Source organism: Pseudomonas sp. Fl4BN1 (genome assembly GCF_009908285.1).
Lineage (GTDB): Bacteria > Pseudomonadota > Gammaproteobacteria > Pseudomonadales > Pseudomonadaceae > Aquipseudomonas.
The window spans coordinates 261952-279521 of record NZ_JAAARM010000002.1 but is presented as its reverse complement, the minus strand read 5'-3'; the positions used below and the strand labels follow the sequence as shown (position 1 = coordinate 279521).

Genomic DNA, 17570 nt, shown 5'->3' with positions numbered 1-17570 from the left:
TGCTTATCTCGCTGTGAAGGCTGTTAGCACGCGGCCCAGCCTTTCGTTCTGTTCAGGGGTTATTTCACGGCCGGCGCCATGTCCGGCATTGTCCAAAGTGATGTAGGCCAAGCCCGAGAGCCAGTCACCGAGGAACAACTGCGCCTGGTTTGCCGGCTGCGGTGGCAGTACTGGTACTTGCCCCGGCCCTACGTCGGTGTAGAAGGAAAACAGCGGCGCACGGCTGCCTGCCCGGCTGTTAGGCCGCTCGGTCAGTGGCTTCTGGATGTAGCCGAACCAGGAGATGAAGTCGCGCAGTACGCGTTGCACTTCCAGCACCTGGCGCTCCACCAATTGGTCACGTCGCGCACCGCTCTGGGCGCGCTTGAGCACTGCCCGGCTCAACTGCCCTGGCAGATCCTGGCGATAACCGGCGGTGATCAGTTCATCGACCACCGCTTCGATCAGCGGCTTCTCCAGGCCAAGCAGGTTGAGCAGGTTCTGGCGGGTCGGCAGTTCACGCAGGTGGGCGATCCAGGCCGTGAACGCGGCTTTGGCAAAACGGTGCTCGTTGCTTTGCAGTTCCGGTGCCTTGATGGCGGCGGAGCTGCTAGTTGGCGGGCTGTTGTCCAGGCTCAGGTCATCGCCGAAGTCGGCGAAATCAAAGCCGTCGCCGTCGCCATACAGGCTTTGGTTCGGAGCTTTTGGCTGGGGCTCGTCACTGAGAGGCTCGGCTTGGTCATTCTCGTAGACACCGCTGAGGTACAGGTCGCGAATCTCTTCGCTGGGTACGTCGAGGTGGTTGATCAACTCGCCCAGTACCGCCGGGCGTCGCCCTAGTTGGGTCAGGATCAACTGTGCTTGGGCTTTCTTGGCCGCTGCAGCACCATCGCCGTCAGCGTGGTACCAGGTGCTCAGGCCATGAACGGTCAGGCCATCGATGCACTCACCGAGTTGTTCGCGGATTCGTTGCAGCTTGAACTCGGTGTTGGCCACGCCGGTGAAGCTGCTGCTGAAATGGCTGATACCGCCATCGTCCTTGCTCAGCATGGCCTGCCAGGCCTTGGCCGGGTCCTTGATGTGTTTGCACACCAGCTCGTTGCTGGCAAAGCTTTGGCCCAGGTCGTTGAGGCGGTCCTGATAATCCGGGTTGATCCCGGTTTCCGCGCCGGAGCTGTCTTGCTTGATGAACGCGGCATCCATGCGCGGCTTGCGCACCAGGAAGGTATTCTGGAACGGCGCACCGGCCCAGTCGTTCATCCAGGGCAGGCTGCCGAAGCGTTCGAGCATGGTCAGCTTGATCATGCCGTCCCAGCTTTCGCCGTATTGCGCCGGGGTGAGCTTCAACGAAGTGCTGACCCGCAGGTCGAGCATGGTCAGCGCCCAGATCAAGCCGGTTTCACGCTTGGCGCGGGTCGCGGCATCGCCGCCCTGAGTCTTTTCGATCCAGCGGCTCAATACCGGCCCTACATCGTTGACGTCACTCTGCTTGGTCGAGCCGGTGCACACCACCAGGGCGTTCATTTCCTGGTTGTCGGTATACCGCTCGAACAGGTACGCCACTTTACCCCGCAGGATCAGCTGCGAGATGGAGTTGTCCTTGGTGCTGGAATCGGGATCGCTGGAGTTGGCGATGTCGTGGAGTTTCTTGCGCCCGCGATAGCCGGGGAAGTCCAGCAGGTCTACCTGGTTGACGATTTCGTCACTCGGTGGCTCGCTCAGGCGAAAGGTCATCTCTGCGGTCAGTGCAGCCAACTGTGCCACGGGGATGCCCTGGCTGTTGTGCAGGCGTGCGTCAATGTACGGACGAACCTCGATCGGCAAGTCCCGCGGGCTGCCGAAACGTTCGAGGATGTCGACGTTCATGATGCTGTCGCGCTGGCTGTAGGCATCGTTCTCGAAGCGCACCAAGGCGTGCAGGGGGGCAAACACGGTCTCGGGCAGGCCGAGCTTGTGCAGGGCGCCGGCCAGTTGTTGGTAGGCGCGCACCAGTTCGCGTTGCTCACCCCAGAGGATGGAAAACAGCTCGGCGCGTTCCTGGAAGTTCAGCCGTGGCGCCAGTTGCAATGCTTTGGGCCAGTACAGGTGTTCGAGTTTTTTTACCGAGTTGCGGAAGTTGTCCCGCAGGTAATCCCACAGCGACACCAGGTCGTCGGCACTGACGCCGGGTTGCAGCGGCCCGGTTTCACGACCTTCGAAGGGCTTGAGCACGCGCTGGATGCGTTCTTCGTCGATCTCGTAGGAGATCCGTTCCAGGTCGAAATCCTTGAACCAGGAGTTGGCGAGGATTTTCGCCAGTTCGATTTCGTTGAACAGCTTGAGCTCGACCGGAAAGCTCGGATCGTCACCGGGTTTGGCCCGACGGCTGAAACGTGTGACCAGGCCGGTGGCTTCTTTGCCGCCACCCACCGGGTTGATGTGCTCGATGAAGTCCAGGCGCTGACCGCCGAAGTCGGTTTCCAGCTTGCCGTTCTGTCCTGCTGCCAGCGCCGAGATCAGGTACGACTTGCCGGCCTGGGACAGGCCGAAAAAGCCGATGGTCATCGGCGTACAGGCGACGCGCCCCAGGCTGTTAGCCAGGTTGCGGGCGCGGTGCAAACGCAGGTTCAGGTTGTCGGCCTCACCGTCCAGGCGCGGGGCGTTGCCACGGGTCTGGGCGATCCACTCCAGCGCCTGGCCGGCACCTTCATACACCGCAGCCCAACTGTTCGAGAGCTGAGTTTGTTCGGGGGGCAGGTCGTTCATTTGCGTTTCACACTTCCACTGTCGAGCCAGTACTTGGTCTCGCTCAGGCTGGCATCAAGCAAGGTATTGAGTTCGAGCTTGAGGTCGCTGCGCGGGTTGAAGCTGACATTGTTGCTGTTGGATTCGATGCGGCTCACCGAGAGCCGGTCGCTGACCAGCCCGTGTTTGCGCGTGTGCTTGTCCGGTGCCTTGACTTCAAAGCGCACCTTGAGCAGTGGTGCGTCGCCATTTTCGCCGATTGCCCGGGAAAACTTGTCGCGTCCGGCCGGGGTGAAGCTCAAGGTGTAGAGCGGCGAAGCAGCCCAGCGCTCGGCGGCCAGTTGACGGAAGCCCAGGCGCAGATCGCCGCGCATTTCCAGCTGGGGTGTGTCGGCCTCGTCACCTGTGCCAATTACCGGCAACTTGATCTTGTTGTCTTCGGACTCGATGTCGCGGTACAGGACATCAGCATCCTTGATCACGTTGTTCTGATCGATGATGCCAATGTGTTTGACCGTCGAGTACGGTTTGAGCGCCGAAGAGCGGAAGTAGAAGTTCGGCATGCTGTGGTTGGCACACAGCAGGCACAGCATGGCGCCGACCGAGGCGGTGCTTTTCGGGTCGTCGATCCGACCGTTCTTGTGGAATGGGTACCAGCCACCGGTGCGATAGTTCTGCAGCGCCAGGATGCGTCCTGGCGGCAACGGCAGGACCTTGCGGATAAATGCCTGGACGCCGGGCAAGCGTGATGGCCGGCCGGTCAGCAACAGCACGTCGCACGGGTAGTGGGCTACAACTTCGCAGAGCGCACCGAGGATCTTGGTGATGTTGATCTGGCCGTTGAGGAAGGCTGCGTGCAAGCGCTGCAGGTCAAAGCCGATCGACGACTCATACAAGTCGAAGCCACTCTGCCCGCCGACTTCACGACGCACCGCGCTGTTGACGTAGTCGAGCACGGTCTGACTGATGGCGTTGTCACCCAGAAGGTCGCGGTAGTGGTGGTTGGCCACTTCCAGCTGGTCCTGTGGATCATAATGTTCGTAGGCTTTGAGCAGGGCCAGGCCCAGGGGAACAAACACCTGCAGATTCAATTGCTGGCGCAGGATTTCGTCTTGAACACTGACTGTTTCTCCGCCACACAGGCGCGACATCAGCGAATCCGGGGTTTTGACACCGGCGTTCTGCAAGGCCTTTTCAAAGCTCGGCAGGACAAAGTCCTGGATCACGTCGAGCAGGATGTCGTCACCTGCGACCTTGAAACCATCGCGAAAACGCTGCTCGGGCACGATGTGCACGTTGCTGCCGCTGCCCATGTTGCCGGCGCGGTCGAGGCGATAGTCGGTGATGACCAGGTCGGTGGTACCACCGCCGATGTCGATGGTGGCCAGGGTGATGCGCTCACGGTCGGTCTTGTCCGGGCGAGCGATGGTGTCGAAGAACTCCTCCGGGTGCCCGGCAAAGTTCTCGTTGACCTCGGTGTACAGGTAAACCAGCTGGCCGCAGGAGGCTTCATCCCATTCGACCCGAATGCTCGGGATCGGTGTGCGGGCCTTGTGGCTTTCATCCTGATGCGGGTCTTCTTCGCCGACGTGCCAGCCAAGGCTCTTCCACACCAGGCCAATGGCTTGCAGCATGCGCTCGTTGAGGATGCTGCGTTCAGCCTGTGGCATGCCCGGTGGCACGGTCAGGGTCACGCTGTTGAGCATGCGCGGTACGCGGGTGTGCCCTTGGCGCGAGCGTTGGGCCGGGCTGTTGATCTGCGACAGCGCCTGGGCCAGTACCTCGGCGAGCATGAAGGTCATCAGCGAACTGCGCGAATAACGTGGCATGAACACCGGCAGACGGTCGTCTTCGTCGAGGGTATAGAGCGCCTCGCCGGTTTCGTTGATCAGGTGCGAGAACGGCGCAGCAGTAGCGTAGGGCTCGTTGTCGGTCTTGACGTAGGCGCAGTTGAAGCGCCAGCCATGGCCGTAGGCGTTCTCGTCCCACAGATAACGTTTCGGGCTGGACAGCCCGGTGGAGCCTTCGGTGCCACGACGTCGACTGGCCAAGCGCCCGGCCTCGCTGCCGACCCGGGCGATGGTCGCCCACTGGAAGGCATCGTGGCGTCCGCTCTTGACCGAGCAATGGTCCTTGCCGAAGTAGGCCTGGGAGAACTCCACGCGGCTTTCAAACGGTTGGTTGTACGTGTGCTCGGGGGTGATCAGGTCGCGCAGTTCCAGTACGTAGTTCTGCTTGAGCCCGGAGCCGGCCTGGCCGTGGTTCTCGATCAGAATGCCGCAGGTGCGCGAGTTGCCGACGTCGAGTACCAGGTCCACCGGAATCGGTTTGACCAGGCCATTGCTGTCGTTGGCAACCACCTTGAGTTCAGGGATGTCGACCTTGGGCGGCTTGTCAGACTGTTGCGCTGCCGTAGGTTTGCTCAGCAGGCTGAGCACGTTCAGGTAGTGGGCCAGGTGGTGATTGGCGCGGATCTCGATGTCCAGCTCTTCGCGGGAACGATGGGGGTTGCCCTCGTTGAACACTTCCAGCAGCCATTCGTTGACCCACGACTGGGCCAGGAACCAGCGGATTTCCCGGGCCTGGCTGGCGAGCTTGAAAGAGACCCCGGAACTGATGTCCTCTTCGTTCGGCGCCAGGTAGGCGGTGCCTTCACGCTTGGGCATCACGCGGCTGTCGAAAGCCATGGTCAGGCGATGGGTGTTGCCGTCGATGTCTGGTGTTGCCAACTTGACCAGGCGCATGCGCGACCAATTGCTTGGGCCTTCGTCAAAGCGGTGCGGCGGCATGAAGCGAAAGAATGGAATCGGTAGCCAGACACCGTCCAGCAGGTCAAGGCTACTTTTCATGTCGACGCTGAATACCGGCTTGGTCTTTTCGATTTTTTCCGGTTCGGGTTCGTAGAAGTAGAAATCCTTCTCTTCGTTGTACAGCAGGCGGCAGATCAACCCGCTGATCATCGGCGCGAACTCGCCGGCCGGCTCTTTGCGTGCGTCCAGGCGCAGGGCAAAGTCCATGAACTGGATGCCGGTGTCACTGACCAGAGTGACGGTATCTTCGAATTGAGTGACTTCAGGCAACATGTCAGGGGTTTCCAGTGTTATTCGCCCGTCTGTCGCATGGACAAGGGGAATTTCTCGTTTCCATAGCCGCCGGTGCAGTCCGCGATGCTGGTCGCGCCCTGCCGACAATCAACCTTTGGCATGTCGTAGGTGCTGCCGTCACCACAGACGGCCTGGCCCTGGCTGTCGATCGACAGGCTGCCCTTGTTCATGGCTGCGGTAACCGGCCCGGTGCAGTTGACGCCGTTGGCGCGTTTCACCGTGACCTCGCCCTTGCCATCCTTGAAGGTGTACTCCAGGCGCAACGGTTTGCCGGTACGCCGATCCTGAATGCCAGCGCCTGCGCGGTATTGGCCATTGAGGAAGTCGGCCACACCGTCAGCGGAGTTGGCTGGGATACTCAGTGCCGGGCCTGGGGGAGTAGTAGCCTTGGGTGCTTCCGGGGTTGCCGGTGGCGTTGCCGGCTCTGCGGCGCTCGGACTTTCGTCAGCGGCGCTCGGGTCCTTGGGATCTGGCTTGGTATCCGGGTCGACGCTTACTCCATTAGCAGAAGCAGGATCAGCTGCTACGGCTGTTGGTGTTTCCACTCCAGCTGCCGTGCCATTGCCGACTACCGCCGCGCCATGGGTAACAACCCCGTCGACGGTCGACAGTGCACCGGTCTCCAGCGGTACTTCGACCAAGGGGTCGACAGGCCGCATGTCCACTGGAAGGCTGTGGACGAGTACCGGAGGAAGTGGGATGCAGCCGCGCAGCCCTAGAAGCAGCAGTAGCAACAGGAGTAGTGGCAACAGCCACAGCCACCACCAGCGTCGCCACCAGGGACGTACAACGGTTGCAGGTATCACTGGCGGTACCGCTGGGGCTATGACCGGGGGCGGCGGGGCTGCTTGGACAGGGGCGTTCAGGCAGTGCAGGGGGTCGCGATTACGGTCGCTGTCGGCATGCTCGAAGCCCCAGAAGGTCAGCACCGGCTTGCCGTTTACCAGATAGACGAAGTTCTCATCGGGGAAATGGATTACCCGCTTGAGCAGCTTGCCGAATACAGCCTTGTCACCCTGCTGTTCGGCCGGATCGGTACCGAGGAAGCGTTGGCTCAGTTCTTCAAGGGCGAGCTTGAGGTCGGCAAGTTGTTTACGTGCCGGAGCGCGCTCTTCTTCAGTAGCGCTGCTCCAGGGGATGACGTCTCCGGCAATGCCGCTATACCAGTCGATCTGGTTACCGAGCTCATCGCTCTGCGGGATGGCCAGGTGATCGACCATGTCGGGGTTCTTGCGACGAATGGCTTCGCGCAATTGCAGGGCTGCCCGGTAGACCGGTTGGCCTGTTTCGCCAAGAGCCGTGAAAGACCCGCTTTTACCGCTGCGTAATAGTGCCCCGCGCATCCAAACTCCATATGCTTCTTCGTGCAAAAAAAACACAGGCGTAGTGCCTGTGCCCTGCTCCCTGAATTAGCTCGCGACCTTAATGGCATAATGATGTTGTCGTCAACGTGACATTGGTCGCCCCACCGGTAAGTGTGTCACGGGCGGGTAGGTAGTGTGCACTGCTTTGATGGAGAACCTCGGAGTCAGTGATACGGAGGCAATTGGACGGAGCAGTTTTACGCGTCCTGAATGGTTTCATCAGCGCTATAAAAACTGCATAACTCCAATGACAGACATCCGCTATGAACCCACTGAGTGGGTGACTAAATAGGGCGGTGTCAGTTTTACCCTCAATGACACTTTCCCGCACTCGCTGAACCTGGCGCAAACCATTGGCGCCCAATAGCCGCTCAATATCCGCCATAGCCTGCTGGATAAGTTCGCTGTGGATAACACTCTAGTTTGTGTCAGTCGGATTTGGGGCGGTTGTGAGACTGAAGTGCGGCCAACGCCTTTGGTGGATTTGCCCAGAGGGTGAGCCTTCAGCCGGCGCTGGGTCGGTACTGCAGCGCTTCCGCCAGATGTTCGCGGCTGATGGCGGCCACCTGTTCCAGGTCAGCCAGGGTCCGTGCCACCTTGAGCAGTCGGTGGGCGGCCCGTAGCGAAAGGCTCAGGCGTTCGCAGGCCGCTTCCAGCCAGCGTTCGTCGACTGTGGATAACTGGCAGTGGCGACGCAGGCTGGGCAAGTCGAGCAGGGCGTTGGCGCAGCCCTGGCGTTGCAACTGTCGTTCCCGGGCCTGGGCTACTCGGGCGGCTGCGCTGGCGCTGTCATCCCCTGGCTGGGCTGCGGGATTCAGGGCGGTAGCTTCGCGGGCCACGGTCAGGTGCAGGTCGATCCGGTCGAGCAAGGGGCCGGAGAGCTTGTTGCGATAACGCTGGATCTGTTCCGGCGTGCAGCGGCAACGTCCGCTGGGTTCGCCAAGGTATCCACAGGGGCAAGGGTTCATGGCCGCCACCAACTGAAAGCGCGCGGGGAATTGCACCCGGTCACGAGCCCGGGCGATGACGATCTGCCCGGATTCCATGGGTTCGCGCAGGACTTCAAGGACCTTGCGGTCGAATTCCGGCAGCTCATCGAGAAACAGGACGCCGTGATGGGCCAGGGTTATTTCCCCGGGCTGTGGTTTCGAGCCGCCACCGACCAGCGCCGCGCTTGATGCCGAATGGTGGGGTTGGCGAAACGGTCGTTGTGGCCAATGGCGCAGGGGCGTGTGGCTGCTCACCGATTGAATCGCTGCGACTTCCAGGGCCTCATCTTCCTGCAGCGGTGGCAGCAGGCCTGGCAGGCGGCTGGCCAGCAAGGTCTTGCCAGTGCCGGGCGGGCCACTGAACAACAGATTGTGAGCGCCGGCGGCGGCGATCAGCAGCGCGCGTTTGGCCGCGAGCTGGCCCTGGACTTCGCTCAGGTCGGGGTAGGGTGAGTGGCACTCTTGCAGGCCGTCGCTGGCATAAGGCGGGATCGGTGCATGGCCATTGAGGTGGGCGACGGCCTCCAGCAGATGGTCCACGGCGATCACCTCCAGGCCCGAAGCGAGGCAGGCTTCTTCGGCATTGGTCCGGGGAACCAGCAGGGTGCGTCCAGCCTTGCGTGCTGCCAGCGCGGCCGGCAGCACGCCGCGTACCGGGCGTACCGCGCCGGATAAGGCCAGCTCTCCCAGGCATTCGACGTTATCCAGGGCCAGCGCCGGCACTTGCACGCTGGCGGCGAGGATGCCCAGGGCGATCGCCAGATCGAAGCGTCCGCCGTCCTTGGGCAGGTCTGCCGGAGCCAGGTTGAGGGTGATGCGCCGAGGGGGGAAATTGAATCCGGCATTGAGGATGGCACTGCGCACCCGGTCCTTGCTTTCCTTGACCGCAGCTTCCGGCAGCCCTACCAGGGTCAGGCTCGGCAGGCCGTTGGCCAAGTGCACTTCAACGCTGACAGCCGGAGCCTGCACGCCCACCTGGGCGCGGCTGTGGATGATTGCCAGGGACATGGGGAAGTCGTTCCTTGAGACAGCGGGAACCGCATCCTGCGGTGCTGCAAGGATAGTCGAGGGCTTTGGCGGGGTAGCGTTTGAATGCAGACAGGATATGTCGTCGGCACAGCCTTCACCGGCAAGCCGGTTTCTACATGCCTGTAGGCGCTGGCTTGCCGGCGAATAATGGATTCAGATCATTGAGCCGTCGGATTGAGCCTGGTTTCCAGCTCTGCCACTTTGGCTTCGAGGCTTTCCAGGCGTGCCCGGGTGCGGGCCAGGACCACCATCTGGCTGTCGAATTCTTCTCGGCTGACCAGGTCCAGTTTGCTGAAGCCGCTTTGCAGCAGGGCTTTGAACTGGCTTTCGATTTCATTGCGAGGCAGGGGTGTTTCACCGCTGAGCAAGCGAGAGGCGTGGCCGCTCAGGGCATCGAGAAGGTCTTTGGGCGCAAGCATGGGAGTGTCCTGAATAGCAGATGGGCCGAAGTGTATCACGCACGCCCCAAGGGCTTGGTGGTGCATGTCCTGCACGTTTTTCGCGCATCTATCCAAGCATCGACGCACCGTTATTGTGCGTATCCACGGTGCTGTTCTGCCTCATCCCTGGTCGGTTGCAGGCAAGAGACTGAAATCACTGATTTTTCCCGAGCTGGCAAGCTTTCTGCTTAGACCCTGGTGACCCATGCACTGATGCAGTCGCCATGACAAATGCAGTGCGGCAGGCGGAGCGGGGAGTGTTTCGTCAGGAGTGGTTAGCTGGCGTCGGTCTGGCTGAGTAGGGCCGACGATGCGTTACAAAGCCAGGCACTGCGCTTAGACTTGAGCCGGGTTTGTTTTCCTGGGGCAAGTCCACCAATTCGGGAGAAAGTTTCATGAAGCTAGTCACTGCCATCATCAAGCCGTTCAAGTTGGACGACGTGCGCGAGTCGCTGTCCGAAATCGGCGTGCAGGGCATTACCGTTACTGAGGTCAAGGGCTTCGGCCGGCAGAAGGGGCACACCGAGCTGTATCGCGGTGCGGAGTACGTGGTCGATTTCCTGCCCAAGGTGAAGATCGATGTCGCCATTGACGACAAGGATCTTGACCGGGTTATCGAGGCGATAACCAAGGCCGCCAACACCGGCAAGATCGGTGACGGCAAGATCTTCGTGGTCAATCTGGAACAGGCTATTCGCATCCGTACCGGCGAAACCGATACCGACGCAATCTAAGCCGCCAAACCCAACGCCCCAGGAGAAAACAATATGACTCTGCGCAAAATCGCAGGGCTAGGAGCCCTGTTGTCCCTCGTAATGCCTGGCCTGGCCTTGGCGGCAGATCCAGTGCCCCCTCCAGTCCTCAATTCCGGCGATACCGCCTGGATGCTGACCTCCACCGCCCTGGTGCTGTTCATGACCATTCCTGGGCTGGCGTTGTTCTACGGCGGCATGGTGCGTTCGAAGAACATTCTTTCGGTGATGATGCAGTGTTTCGCCATTACTGGCCTGATCACTGTCCTGTGGTTCATCTATGGCTACAGCATGGCGTTCGACACCACCGGGATGGAAGCCGGCGTCGTCAACCTCAACTCTTTCGTGGGCGGCTTCTCCAAGGCCTTCCTGGCCGGGGTCACCCCCAACAGCCTGACCGGTCCTGCGGCGCTCTTCCCTGAAGCGGTGTTCGTCACCTTCCAGATGACCTTCGCCATCATTACCCCGGCGCTGATCGTCGGTGCCTTCGCCGAGCGGATGAAGTTCTCCGCGATGCTGATCTTCATGGGCGTCTGGTTCACCCTGGTTTACGCACCGATTGCGCACATGGTCTGGAGCGGCCCGGGTTCTTTGCTGGGCGACTGGGGCGTGCTGGACTTTGCCGGCGGCACTGTGGTGCACATCAATGCTGGTATCGCGGGCCTGGTGGCTTGTCTGGTGCTGGGCAAGCGCAAGGGTTTTCCGACCACCCCAATGGCTCCTCACAATCTGGGTTACACCTTGATGGGGGCGGCCATGCTCTGGGTCGGTTGGTTTGGTTTCAACGCCGGTTCCGCCGCTGCCGCCAATGGCACTGCTGGCATGGCCATGCTGGTGACTCAGATCGCCACCGCCGCCGCCGCTCTGGGCTGGATGTTTGCCGAGTGGATCACCCACGGCAAGCCAAGTGCGCTGGGTATCGCTTCGGGCGTGGTGGCTGGCCTGGTGGCTATTACTCCGGCCGCCGGTACCGTCGGCCCGATGGGGGCTCTGATCATCGGCCTGGCTGCGGGCGTGGTGTGCTTCTTCTGCGCCACCAGCCTCAAGCGCAAACTGGGTTATGACGACTCCCTGGATGCCTTTGGCGTACACGGTATCGGCGGTATTCTCGGTGCGATGCTCACTGGCGTGTTTGCCGCTCCGTCCATGGGTGGCTTCGGCACCGTGACCGACGTGGCGGCGCAAGTCTGGATTCAGGCCAAGGGCGTGGGTTTCACGGTGATTTACACCGCCATTGTCACCTTCATCATCCTCAAAGTCCTGGATGCGGTCATGGGTCTGCGGGTTTCCGAAGAAGAGGAAGCGGTCGGTCTCGATCTGGCGCAACACAACGAGCGTGGTTACAACCTGTAATCGCTGCAGAAAAAAAGCCCGGCTCCTGCCGGGCATTTTTTTGCCTGGTATTTCTCATTGAGAAAGGCTGAAAGGTTTTTCTGGTGAGTCTTGGCGTGTTTGCCCTGACGATTTTCGGTAGGGCAAATGCTTACACTAAAGCAGGATTATTCGGCGCTTTGTTTTTTCCCTGAGCGCGCTAGAATGCGCGCCGAAGTGTGGAGATCGGTATGTGGCAACAGACCCTGATTACCCTGCGGGCCAGGCCCCGGGGCTTTCATCTGGTGACGGACGAGTTGCTCGCCGGCCTGCCTGAGTTGAAGGCATGTCGGATTGGTCTGCTGCATGTGTGGCTGCAACATACCTCGGCCTCGTTGACTATCAACGAGAACGCCGATCCGGCGGTCCGGCGTGACTTCGAGCGTTTCTTCAACACCCTGGTGCCTCAAGGCATGGCCGGGTACGAACATAACGACGAAGGCGCAGACGACCTCCCCGCGCACTTCAAGGCCAGTTTGCTAGGCTGTCAGCTGACTTTGCCGGTATCGGCGGGGCGCCTGGCCCTAGGCACTTGGCAAGGTGTTTATCTGGGCGAGCACCGCGACCATGGCGGTGCTCGTAAAGTCCTTGCCACCTTGCACGGTGATGAGGCATAAGCCGCTGAGTATCAGTGGACGTTGATTTTTTTCCGGCAGCCTTCGACAGTTGGCTGAGCTGGGCTATAACTAATCTGCTTTTCGCAAGTCATGAGGTAGAACATGAGCGACGATGATCTGGAAAACGACGACCTCGAAGTAGGTGAAGAAGACGATACCGAAGAAGGTCTTGAAGCGGCCGCCGACGATGTGGCGGAAGACGATGGCGGTGATGCACCTGCTCCGACCGCCAAAGGCAAAGCCAAGGCTGCCGTCTCGGTAGACGAGCTGCCGAGTGTCGAAGCCAAGAATAAGGAGCGTGATGCACTGGCGCGTGCCATGGAAGAGTTCCTGGCCCGTGGCGGTAGAGTGCAGGAAGTCGAGGCCAATGTGGTCGCCGATCCGCCCAAGAAGCCTGATAACAAGTACGGCAGCCGGCCTATCTGAGCCTTGCTACTTGCTTGCTGAAAAAGCCCGCCGTCGCTGCGGGCTTTTTCATACCCAAAGCAATTGCAATCGTCGCAGGCTGCGATCAAGGGTGAGGCCCCGCCAGAGCTGGCGAAACGGCCTATCCAAGAGATCGCCTGGAGCCGTTCTGCGGGGCGTCTACAGCGACTTCCAGCGGCCTAGCAGCGCGGGGAGTTCGGTCAGGCTGCGGATTTCCGCATCGGGCGCATGCTCGGCTTCCCAGGCCTTGCCGGTGGGGTTGAACCAGATGGCGCGCAATCCTGCCTGCTGGGCACCGGCAATGTCATCACCCGGGTGATCGCCGATATGCACGGCGCTGTCGGCGCTCGCTCCGCCGCGCTGCAAGGCTTCATGGAACAGCCGGGCATCGGGTTTGGCGATGCCGATATCTTCGGCACACAGGGCGAACTTGAAGTAGTCCGCCAGGCCCAGGCGACGTACGTCGGCGTTGCCGTTGGTGACCACTCCCAGGGCGAAATGGTTGGCCAGGGCCTCCAGGGTCGGTTGGACCTCGGGGAAGATATTCAGTTGGTGCCGGGCATGCAGGAACACTTCGAAGCTCTGATCCGCTAGCTGGTTAGCCTGTACGTGGTCATACCCGGCCTCTTCCAGGGCGTGGAACAGCACCCGGCGGCGCAGGGCGCTGATCCGGTGCTTGAGGTTCGGCTCGTTGTTCAGTACCCGCTCGCGAATGGCCCACAGATGCTCCACCGGCACGCCGCCAAGATTCGGCGCGTGTTCCGTCAGCCACTGGCGCAGGGTGGCTTCGGCGCTGACGATTACCGGAGCGGTGTCCCACAGGGTGTCATCGAGGTCGAAGGTGATCAGCTTGATGGTCATTACTCACCGCCTTTGTTGCGTTTGGCCCGTGGATGGGCGCTGTCGTAGACCGCTGCCAGGTGCTGGAAGTCCAGGTGGGTGTAGATCTGGGTGGTCTTGATGTCCGAGTGCCCGAGCAGTTCCTGCACGGCGCGCAGGTCCTGGGAGGACTCCAGCAAATGGCTGGCGAAGGAGTGGCGCAGCATGTGCGGGTGCAGGTTCTGCCCCAGCTCCCGTTCGCCGGCGGCCTTGACCCGCAGTTGAATGGCTCGCGGCCCCAGGCGTCGGCCCTTTTGGCTGACGAACAGGGCGCCGTCCGGCGGGTTGCTCAGGGCTCGCAGTGGCAGCCACTGCGACAGCGCCTCCCGGGCTTTCCTGCCCACCGGCAGGACTCGAGTCTTGCTGCCCTTGCCCTGGACTTGTACCAGGCCGTCCGGCAGGTCCAGTTGTTCGAGGTTCAGGCTGGTCAGCTCGGAAAGGCGCAATCCGCAGGAGTAGAACAGTTCCAGGATCGCCTGGTCACGATGGGCCAGGAAGTCGTCTTCCACTGCGCCTTCCAGCAGTTGCAGGGTGCGATCGGCGTCCAGGGTCTTGGGCAGGCGTCGTTCACCCTTGGGCGGAGCCAGGCCGTTGGCCGGATCGTGATCGCACAATCCTTCGCGGTTCAGGTAGTGGTAGAGCCCGCGTACCGCGGACAGCAGGCGCGCCAGGCTGCGCGATGACTGACCCTGCTGATGCAGGCGGGCAATCATGCTGCGCAGGCCCTGGATGTCCAGGTCGGTCCAGTTGCGGACCTGTTGTTTCTCGCAGAACCCCAGCACCTTGTCGAGGTCGCGCCGGTAGGCCTGCAGGGTGTGAGGCGACACCTGGCGCTCACTGCGCAGATGCGCGCAGTAGGCGTCCAGTTGTTCTTGCACGGTCAGCGTACCGAGCGCAGCGAGTGGGTGAAGCGCGGCAGCACGCGGCCAGTGACCTCGGCGATGTAACTGAGGAACAGGGTGCCCACCGAGCTCTTGTAATGCTGTGGATCACGGCTGGCGATAGCCAGGACACCGTGCATGCCCTGGTGTGCCAGGGCGACCACCGCGGTGGAGCCGATCTGCTTGCGCTGTTCTTCGCCGAAGAGAAAGTCCAGCTCGTGTTCGCGCAGGCTGCCGCTGACACTCTTGCCTTCCGCCAACAGGCCGCCAATGGCGCCCTGGGCTTCGGCGGCGGAAACCCAGCGACCTACCGGCATGGCGATGTCGCTGAACAGGATCAGGCTGACAAAGGGCACCTGGAAGTCCTGGCGCAGGCTGTCTTCGACGCTCATCACCACTTCTTCCAGGCTGGTGGCGTCCATCAGCGCAAGGATCAGGCGGCGGGTCTTGTCGAACAGCCGGTCATTGTCCCGTGCCACGTCCATCAATTGCGACAGGCGATGGCGCATCTCGATATTGCGTTCGCGGAGGATCTTCATCTGCCGCTCCACCAGCGAAACGGTATCGCCGCGCTGGTGGGGAATACGCAAGGCCGGGAGCAGTTCTTCGTGGTCGACGAAGAAGTCCGGGTGTGCCTCCAGGTAGGCGGCTACAGCCGCGGCCTCCAGGCTTTCGGAAGGTGAATCGTCGGGCTTTTTGGCGGGAACCTGCGGCTGATCAGTCATGGATTTCGCTCACTCATAGACGCACCTGTCCTTCGTATACGCGCACTGCCGGGCCGGTCATCATCACCGGTTGGCCAGGGCCGGCCCATTCAATGGACAAGCGCCCGCCCGGCAGGTCGATCAATAGTGGTGAATCCATCCACCCCTGGCTGATCGCGGCCACTGCGGCGGCGCAGGCGCCGGTACCACAGGCCTGGGTTTCCCCAGCGCCGCGTTCCCAGACCCGCAATTGTGCGCGCTGACGGTCCAGCACCTGGAGAAAACCGACATTGACCCGCGCCGGGAAGCGCGGATGGTGCTCGATCTTCGGGCCCAGTTGGTGAACCGGCGCACTGTTGATGTCATCTACCCGCAATACCGCGTGGGGGTTGCCCATGGATACGGCGGCCAATTCGACCTCGCGACCCTCGACGTCCAGCAAGTAGCTGTTGGCCTGAGCCGGTGCCTGGAACGGAATATCCGCCGGCACCAGGCGTGGAGCGCCCATATTGACGCTGATCTGACCGTCGTTGCGCACATCCAGTTCGATCACGCCGCTCTTGGTTTCCACGCGGATCTGACGCTTGGTGGTCAGGCGCTTGTCCAGTACGAAGCGGGCGAAGCAGCGGGCACCGTTGCCACATTGTTCTACTTCGGAGCCGTCGGAGTTGAAGATCCGGTAGCGGAAATCCACATCCGGATTGCTCGGGGCCTCGACGATCAGCAACTGATCGAAGCCGATCCCGGTATGACGGTCACCCCATTGTTTGGCGTGCTTGGGCAGAATATGCGCGTGCTGGCTGACCAGGTCGAGAACCATGAAATCATTGCCCAGGCCATGCATCTTGGTAAAACGCAGCAGCATGGCTTTACTCCGGCAGCAGGCTTTCGCCAGCGAATAACTCGGCTACCGTCTCGCGGCGACGCACTTCAACGGCCTGGTCGCCATCGACCAGTACTTCAGCGGCACGACCGCGGGTGTTGTAGTTCGAGCTCATGACGAAACCATAGGCACCAGCGGAATGCACCGCCAGCAGGTCGCCCTCTGCCAGGGCCAGGGCGCGCTCCTTGGCGAGGAAGTCGCCGGTTTCGCAGATCGGTCCGACGATGTCGTAGGTGCGGGGTTCGGCATCGCGCGGGCGTACGGCGCTGACGTCCATCCAGGCCTGGTACAGCGCCGGGCGGATCAGGTCGTTCATGGCGCCGTCGACGATGGCGAAATCCTTGTGTTCGGTGTGCTTGAGGTACTCGACCCGAGTCAGCAGCACGCCGGCGTTGGCGACGATGAAGCGGCCCGGTTCGAACACCAGGGCCAGGTCGCGGCCATCCAGGCGCTCGCGCACTGCCTTGATGTAGTCGGCAGCCAGCGGCGGCTCTTCGTCGCGATAGCGCACACCCAAGCCACCACCCAGATCGATGTGGCGCAGGTAGATACCGCATTCGCCGAGGCGGTCCACTAGATCCAGCAGCCGGTCGAGGGCGTCGATGAAGGGTTCCAGGGTGGTCAGTTGCGAGCCGATATGGCAGTCGACACCGATGATTTCCAGGTTGGGCAACTGCGCTGCGCGGATGTACACATCCTCGGCGGCAGCAATTGCGATACCGAACTTGTTTTCCTTGAGCCCGGTGGAAATGTACGGGTGGGTACCGGCATCGACGTCGGGATTGACCCGCAGCGAGATTGGCGCGCGTACACCCAGCTCGGCGGCCACGACCTGCAGGCGCTCCAGTTCTTCAGCGGATTCGACGTTGAAACAATGGACGCCCACTTCCAGGGCACGACGCATGTCGTCACGGGTTTTGCCGACGCCGGAGAAGACAATCTTGTCGGCCTGACCGCCTGCGGCCAATACCCGCTCCAACTCGCCCCGGGAGACGATGTCGAAACCGGCGCCGAGGCGGGCCAGGACATTCAGCACGCCCAGGTTGGAGTTGGCTTTTACCGCGAAGCAGACCAGGTGCGGCATGCCGGCAAGTGCCTGTGCATAAGCCAGGTACTGGGCTTCGATGTGTGCACGGGAATAGACGTAGGTGGGCGTGCCGAAACGATCGGCAATCGCGGACAGGGCTACGCTTTCCGCGAACAGCTCACCGTCGCGGTAGTTAAAAGCGTCCATGGTTTGCCCTTAGTAGGTGTCGTGCTTGTGCGACTGCGATTGCGACTTCGCCTGTTCTTCGGGGGATTTGCTGTCATCGGGCAGATACAGCGGGCCTTTCTGGCCGCAGGCGGTAACAAGGCAGGCAACCGCGACGAGCGCAGCAAGGGAAGAGATCAGGCGCTTCATGGCGAAATCCTTGAGAATGCGTAAAT

The 17570-nt window shown here is 61.4% G+C and carries 15 protein-coding genes; 4 read left to right on the top strand and 11 right to left on the bottom strand.

Annotated elements, in window-relative coordinates:
• Positions 1 to 3: 3 nt before the first annotated feature.
• The 5 genes from GV818_RS03515 to GV818_RS03495 form a co-directional block, all read right to left on the bottom strand.
• The gene (locus GV818_RS03515; RefSeq protein WP_161775801.1) at positions 4 to 2724 is read right to left on the bottom strand and encodes a putative virulence factor; all 2721 of its coding nucleotides are present in this window, start codon (positions 2722 to 2724) and stop codon (positions 4 to 6) included.
• Positions 2721 to 5786, bottom strand: a complete 3066-nt coding sequence (locus GV818_RS03510; protein WP_161752908.1) for a virulence factor SrfB — start codon at positions 5784 to 5786, stop codon at positions 2721 to 2723. Before GV818_RS03510 ends, GV818_RS03515 begins: the two co-directional genes overlap by 4 nt.
• Positions 5787 to 5803: 17 nt before the next feature.
• A complete protein-coding gene (locus GV818_RS03505) occupies positions 5804 to 7150 on the bottom strand; it encodes an SrfA family protein (RefSeq protein WP_161752910.1) in 1347 nt (448 codons plus the stop codon).
• Between the two features lie 524 nt (positions 7151 to 7674).
• Positions 7675 to 9168: a YifB family Mg chelatase-like AAA ATPase gene (locus GV818_RS03500; protein WP_161752911.1), complete on the bottom strand. Its 1494-nt coding sequence runs from the start codon at positions 9166 to 9168 to the stop codon at positions 7675 to 7677.
• Between the two features lie 179 nt (positions 9169 to 9347).
• Entirely contained in the window at positions 9348 to 9608 is a 261-nt protein-coding gene (locus tag GV818_RS03495; RefSeq protein ID WP_161752913.1) for an accessory factor UbiK family protein, read from the bottom strand.
• Between the two features lie 416 nt (positions 9609 to 10024).
• Here GV818_RS03495 and glnK point away from each other — a divergent pair, with 416 nt between their 5' ends.
• From glnK to sutA, 4 genes are all read left to right on the top strand, one after another.
• Positions 10025 to 10363, top strand: a complete 339-nt coding sequence (gene glnK / locus GV818_RS03490) for a P-II family nitrogen regulator (RefSeq protein WP_002555808.1) — start codon at positions 10025 to 10027, stop codon at positions 10361 to 10363.
• A gap of 33 nt (positions 10364 to 10396) precedes the next feature.
• Entirely contained in the window at positions 10397 to 11734 is a 1338-nt protein-coding gene (locus GV818_RS03485; protein ID WP_161752915.1) for an ammonium transporter, read from the top strand.
• Between the two features lie 209 nt (positions 11735 to 11943).
• The gene (locus GV818_RS03480; protein ID WP_161752917.1) at positions 11944 to 12369 is read left to right on the top strand and encodes a secondary thiamine-phosphate synthase enzyme YjbQ; all 426 of its coding nucleotides are present in this window, start codon (positions 11944 to 11946) and stop codon (positions 12367 to 12369) included.
• 102 nt (positions 12370 to 12471) lie between these two features.
• Positions 12472 to 12795 (top strand): transcriptional regulator SutA, encoded by a 324-nt coding sequence (gene sutA, locus GV818_RS03475; protein WP_161752919.1) that lies wholly within the window; start codon positions 12472 to 12474, stop codon positions 12793 to 12795.
• A gap of 159 nt (positions 12796 to 12954) precedes the next feature.
• Here sutA and GV818_RS03470 read toward each other — a convergent pair whose 3' ends face one another.
• From GV818_RS03470 to lptM, 6 genes are read right to left on the bottom strand one after another with little or no spacing between them, the layout of a single operon-like run.
• Positions 12955 to 13656, bottom strand: coding sequence for an HAD family hydrolase (locus tag GV818_RS03470; protein ID WP_161752921.1), 702 nt, complete (start codon positions 13654 to 13656; stop codon positions 12955 to 12957).
• Positions 13656 to 14552: a tyrosine recombinase XerC gene (gene xerC / locus GV818_RS03465; protein WP_161775800.1), complete on the bottom strand. Its 897-nt coding sequence runs from the start codon at positions 14550 to 14552 to the stop codon at positions 13656 to 13658. The genes GV818_RS03470 and xerC overlap by 1 nt, the downstream gene beginning before the upstream one ends.
• Before the next feature lie 2 nt (positions 14553 to 14554).
• A complete protein-coding gene (locus GV818_RS03460; RefSeq protein ID WP_161775799.1) occupies positions 14555 to 15280 on the bottom strand; it encodes a DUF484 family protein in 726 nt (241 codons plus the stop codon).
• Between the two features lie 13 nt (positions 15281 to 15293).
• A complete protein-coding gene (gene dapF / locus GV818_RS03455) occupies positions 15294 to 16124 on the bottom strand; it encodes a diaminopimelate epimerase (protein ID WP_161752927.1) in 831 nt (276 codons plus the stop codon).
• A 4-nt stretch (positions 16125 to 16128) separates the two neighbouring features.
• Positions 16129 to 17376, bottom strand: coding sequence for a diaminopimelate decarboxylase (gene lysA, locus GV818_RS03450; RefSeq protein WP_161775798.1), 1248 nt, complete (start codon positions 17374 to 17376; stop codon positions 16129 to 16131).
• A gap of 9 nt (positions 17377 to 17385) precedes the next feature.
• Complete coding sequence (gene lptM / locus GV818_RS03445; RefSeq protein WP_011064184.1) at positions 17386 to 17544, bottom strand: LPS translocon maturation chaperone LptM; 159 nt, start codon at positions 17542 to 17544, stop codon at positions 17386 to 17388.
• Positions 17545 to 17570 lie beyond the last annotated feature (26 nt).

Coding starts and splice junctions, on each gene's coding strand:
- sutA (WP_161752919.1), top strand. CDS start 12,472: ATGAGCGACGATGATCTGGAAAACGACGACCTCGAAGTAGGTGAAGAA.
- GV818_RS03515 (WP_161775801.1), bottom strand. CDS start 2,724: ATGAACGACCTGCCCCCCGAACAAACTCAGCTCTCGAACAGTTGGGCT.
- GV818_RS03500 (WP_161752911.1), bottom strand. CDS start 9,168: ATGTCCCTGGCAATCATCCACAGCCGCGCCCAGGTGGGCGTGCAGGCT.
- lysA (WP_161775798.1), bottom strand. CDS start 17,376: ATGGACGCTTTTAACTACCGCGACGGTGAGCTGTTCGCGGAAAGCGTA.
- glnK (WP_002555808.1), top strand. CDS start 10,025: ATGAAGCTAGTCACTGCCATCATCAAGCCGTTCAAGTTGGACGACGTG.
- GV818_RS03470 (WP_161752921.1), bottom strand. CDS start 13,656: ATGACCATCAAGCTGATCACCTTCGACCTCGATGACACCCTGTGGGAC.
- dapF (WP_161752927.1), bottom strand. CDS start 16,124: ATGCTGCTGCGTTTTACCAAGATGCATGGCCTGGGCAATGATTTCATG.
- GV818_RS03510 (WP_161752908.1), bottom strand. CDS start 5,786: ATGTTGCCTGAAGTCACTCAATTCGAAGATACCGTCACTCTGGTCAGT.
- lptM (WP_011064184.1), bottom strand. CDS start 17,544: ATGAAGCGCCTGATCTCTTCCCTTGCTGCGCTCGTCGCGGTTGCCTGC.
- GV818_RS03505 (WP_161752910.1), bottom strand. CDS start 7,150: ATGCGCGGGGCACTATTACGCAGCGGTAAAAGCGGGTCTTTCACGGCT.
- GV818_RS03495 (WP_161752913.1), bottom strand. CDS start 9,608: ATGCTTGCGCCCAAAGACCTTCTCGATGCCCTGAGCGGCCACGCCTCT.
- GV818_RS03485 (WP_161752915.1), top strand. CDS start 10,397: ATGACTCTGCGCAAAATCGCAGGGCTAGGAGCCCTGTTGTCCCTCGTA.
- GV818_RS03460 (WP_161775799.1), bottom strand. CDS start 15,280: ATGACTGATCAGCCGCAGGTTCCCGCCAAAAAGCCCGACGATTCACCT.
- GV818_RS03480 (WP_161752917.1), top strand. CDS start 11,944: ATGTGGCAACAGACCCTGATTACCCTGCGGGCCAGGCCCCGGGGCTTT.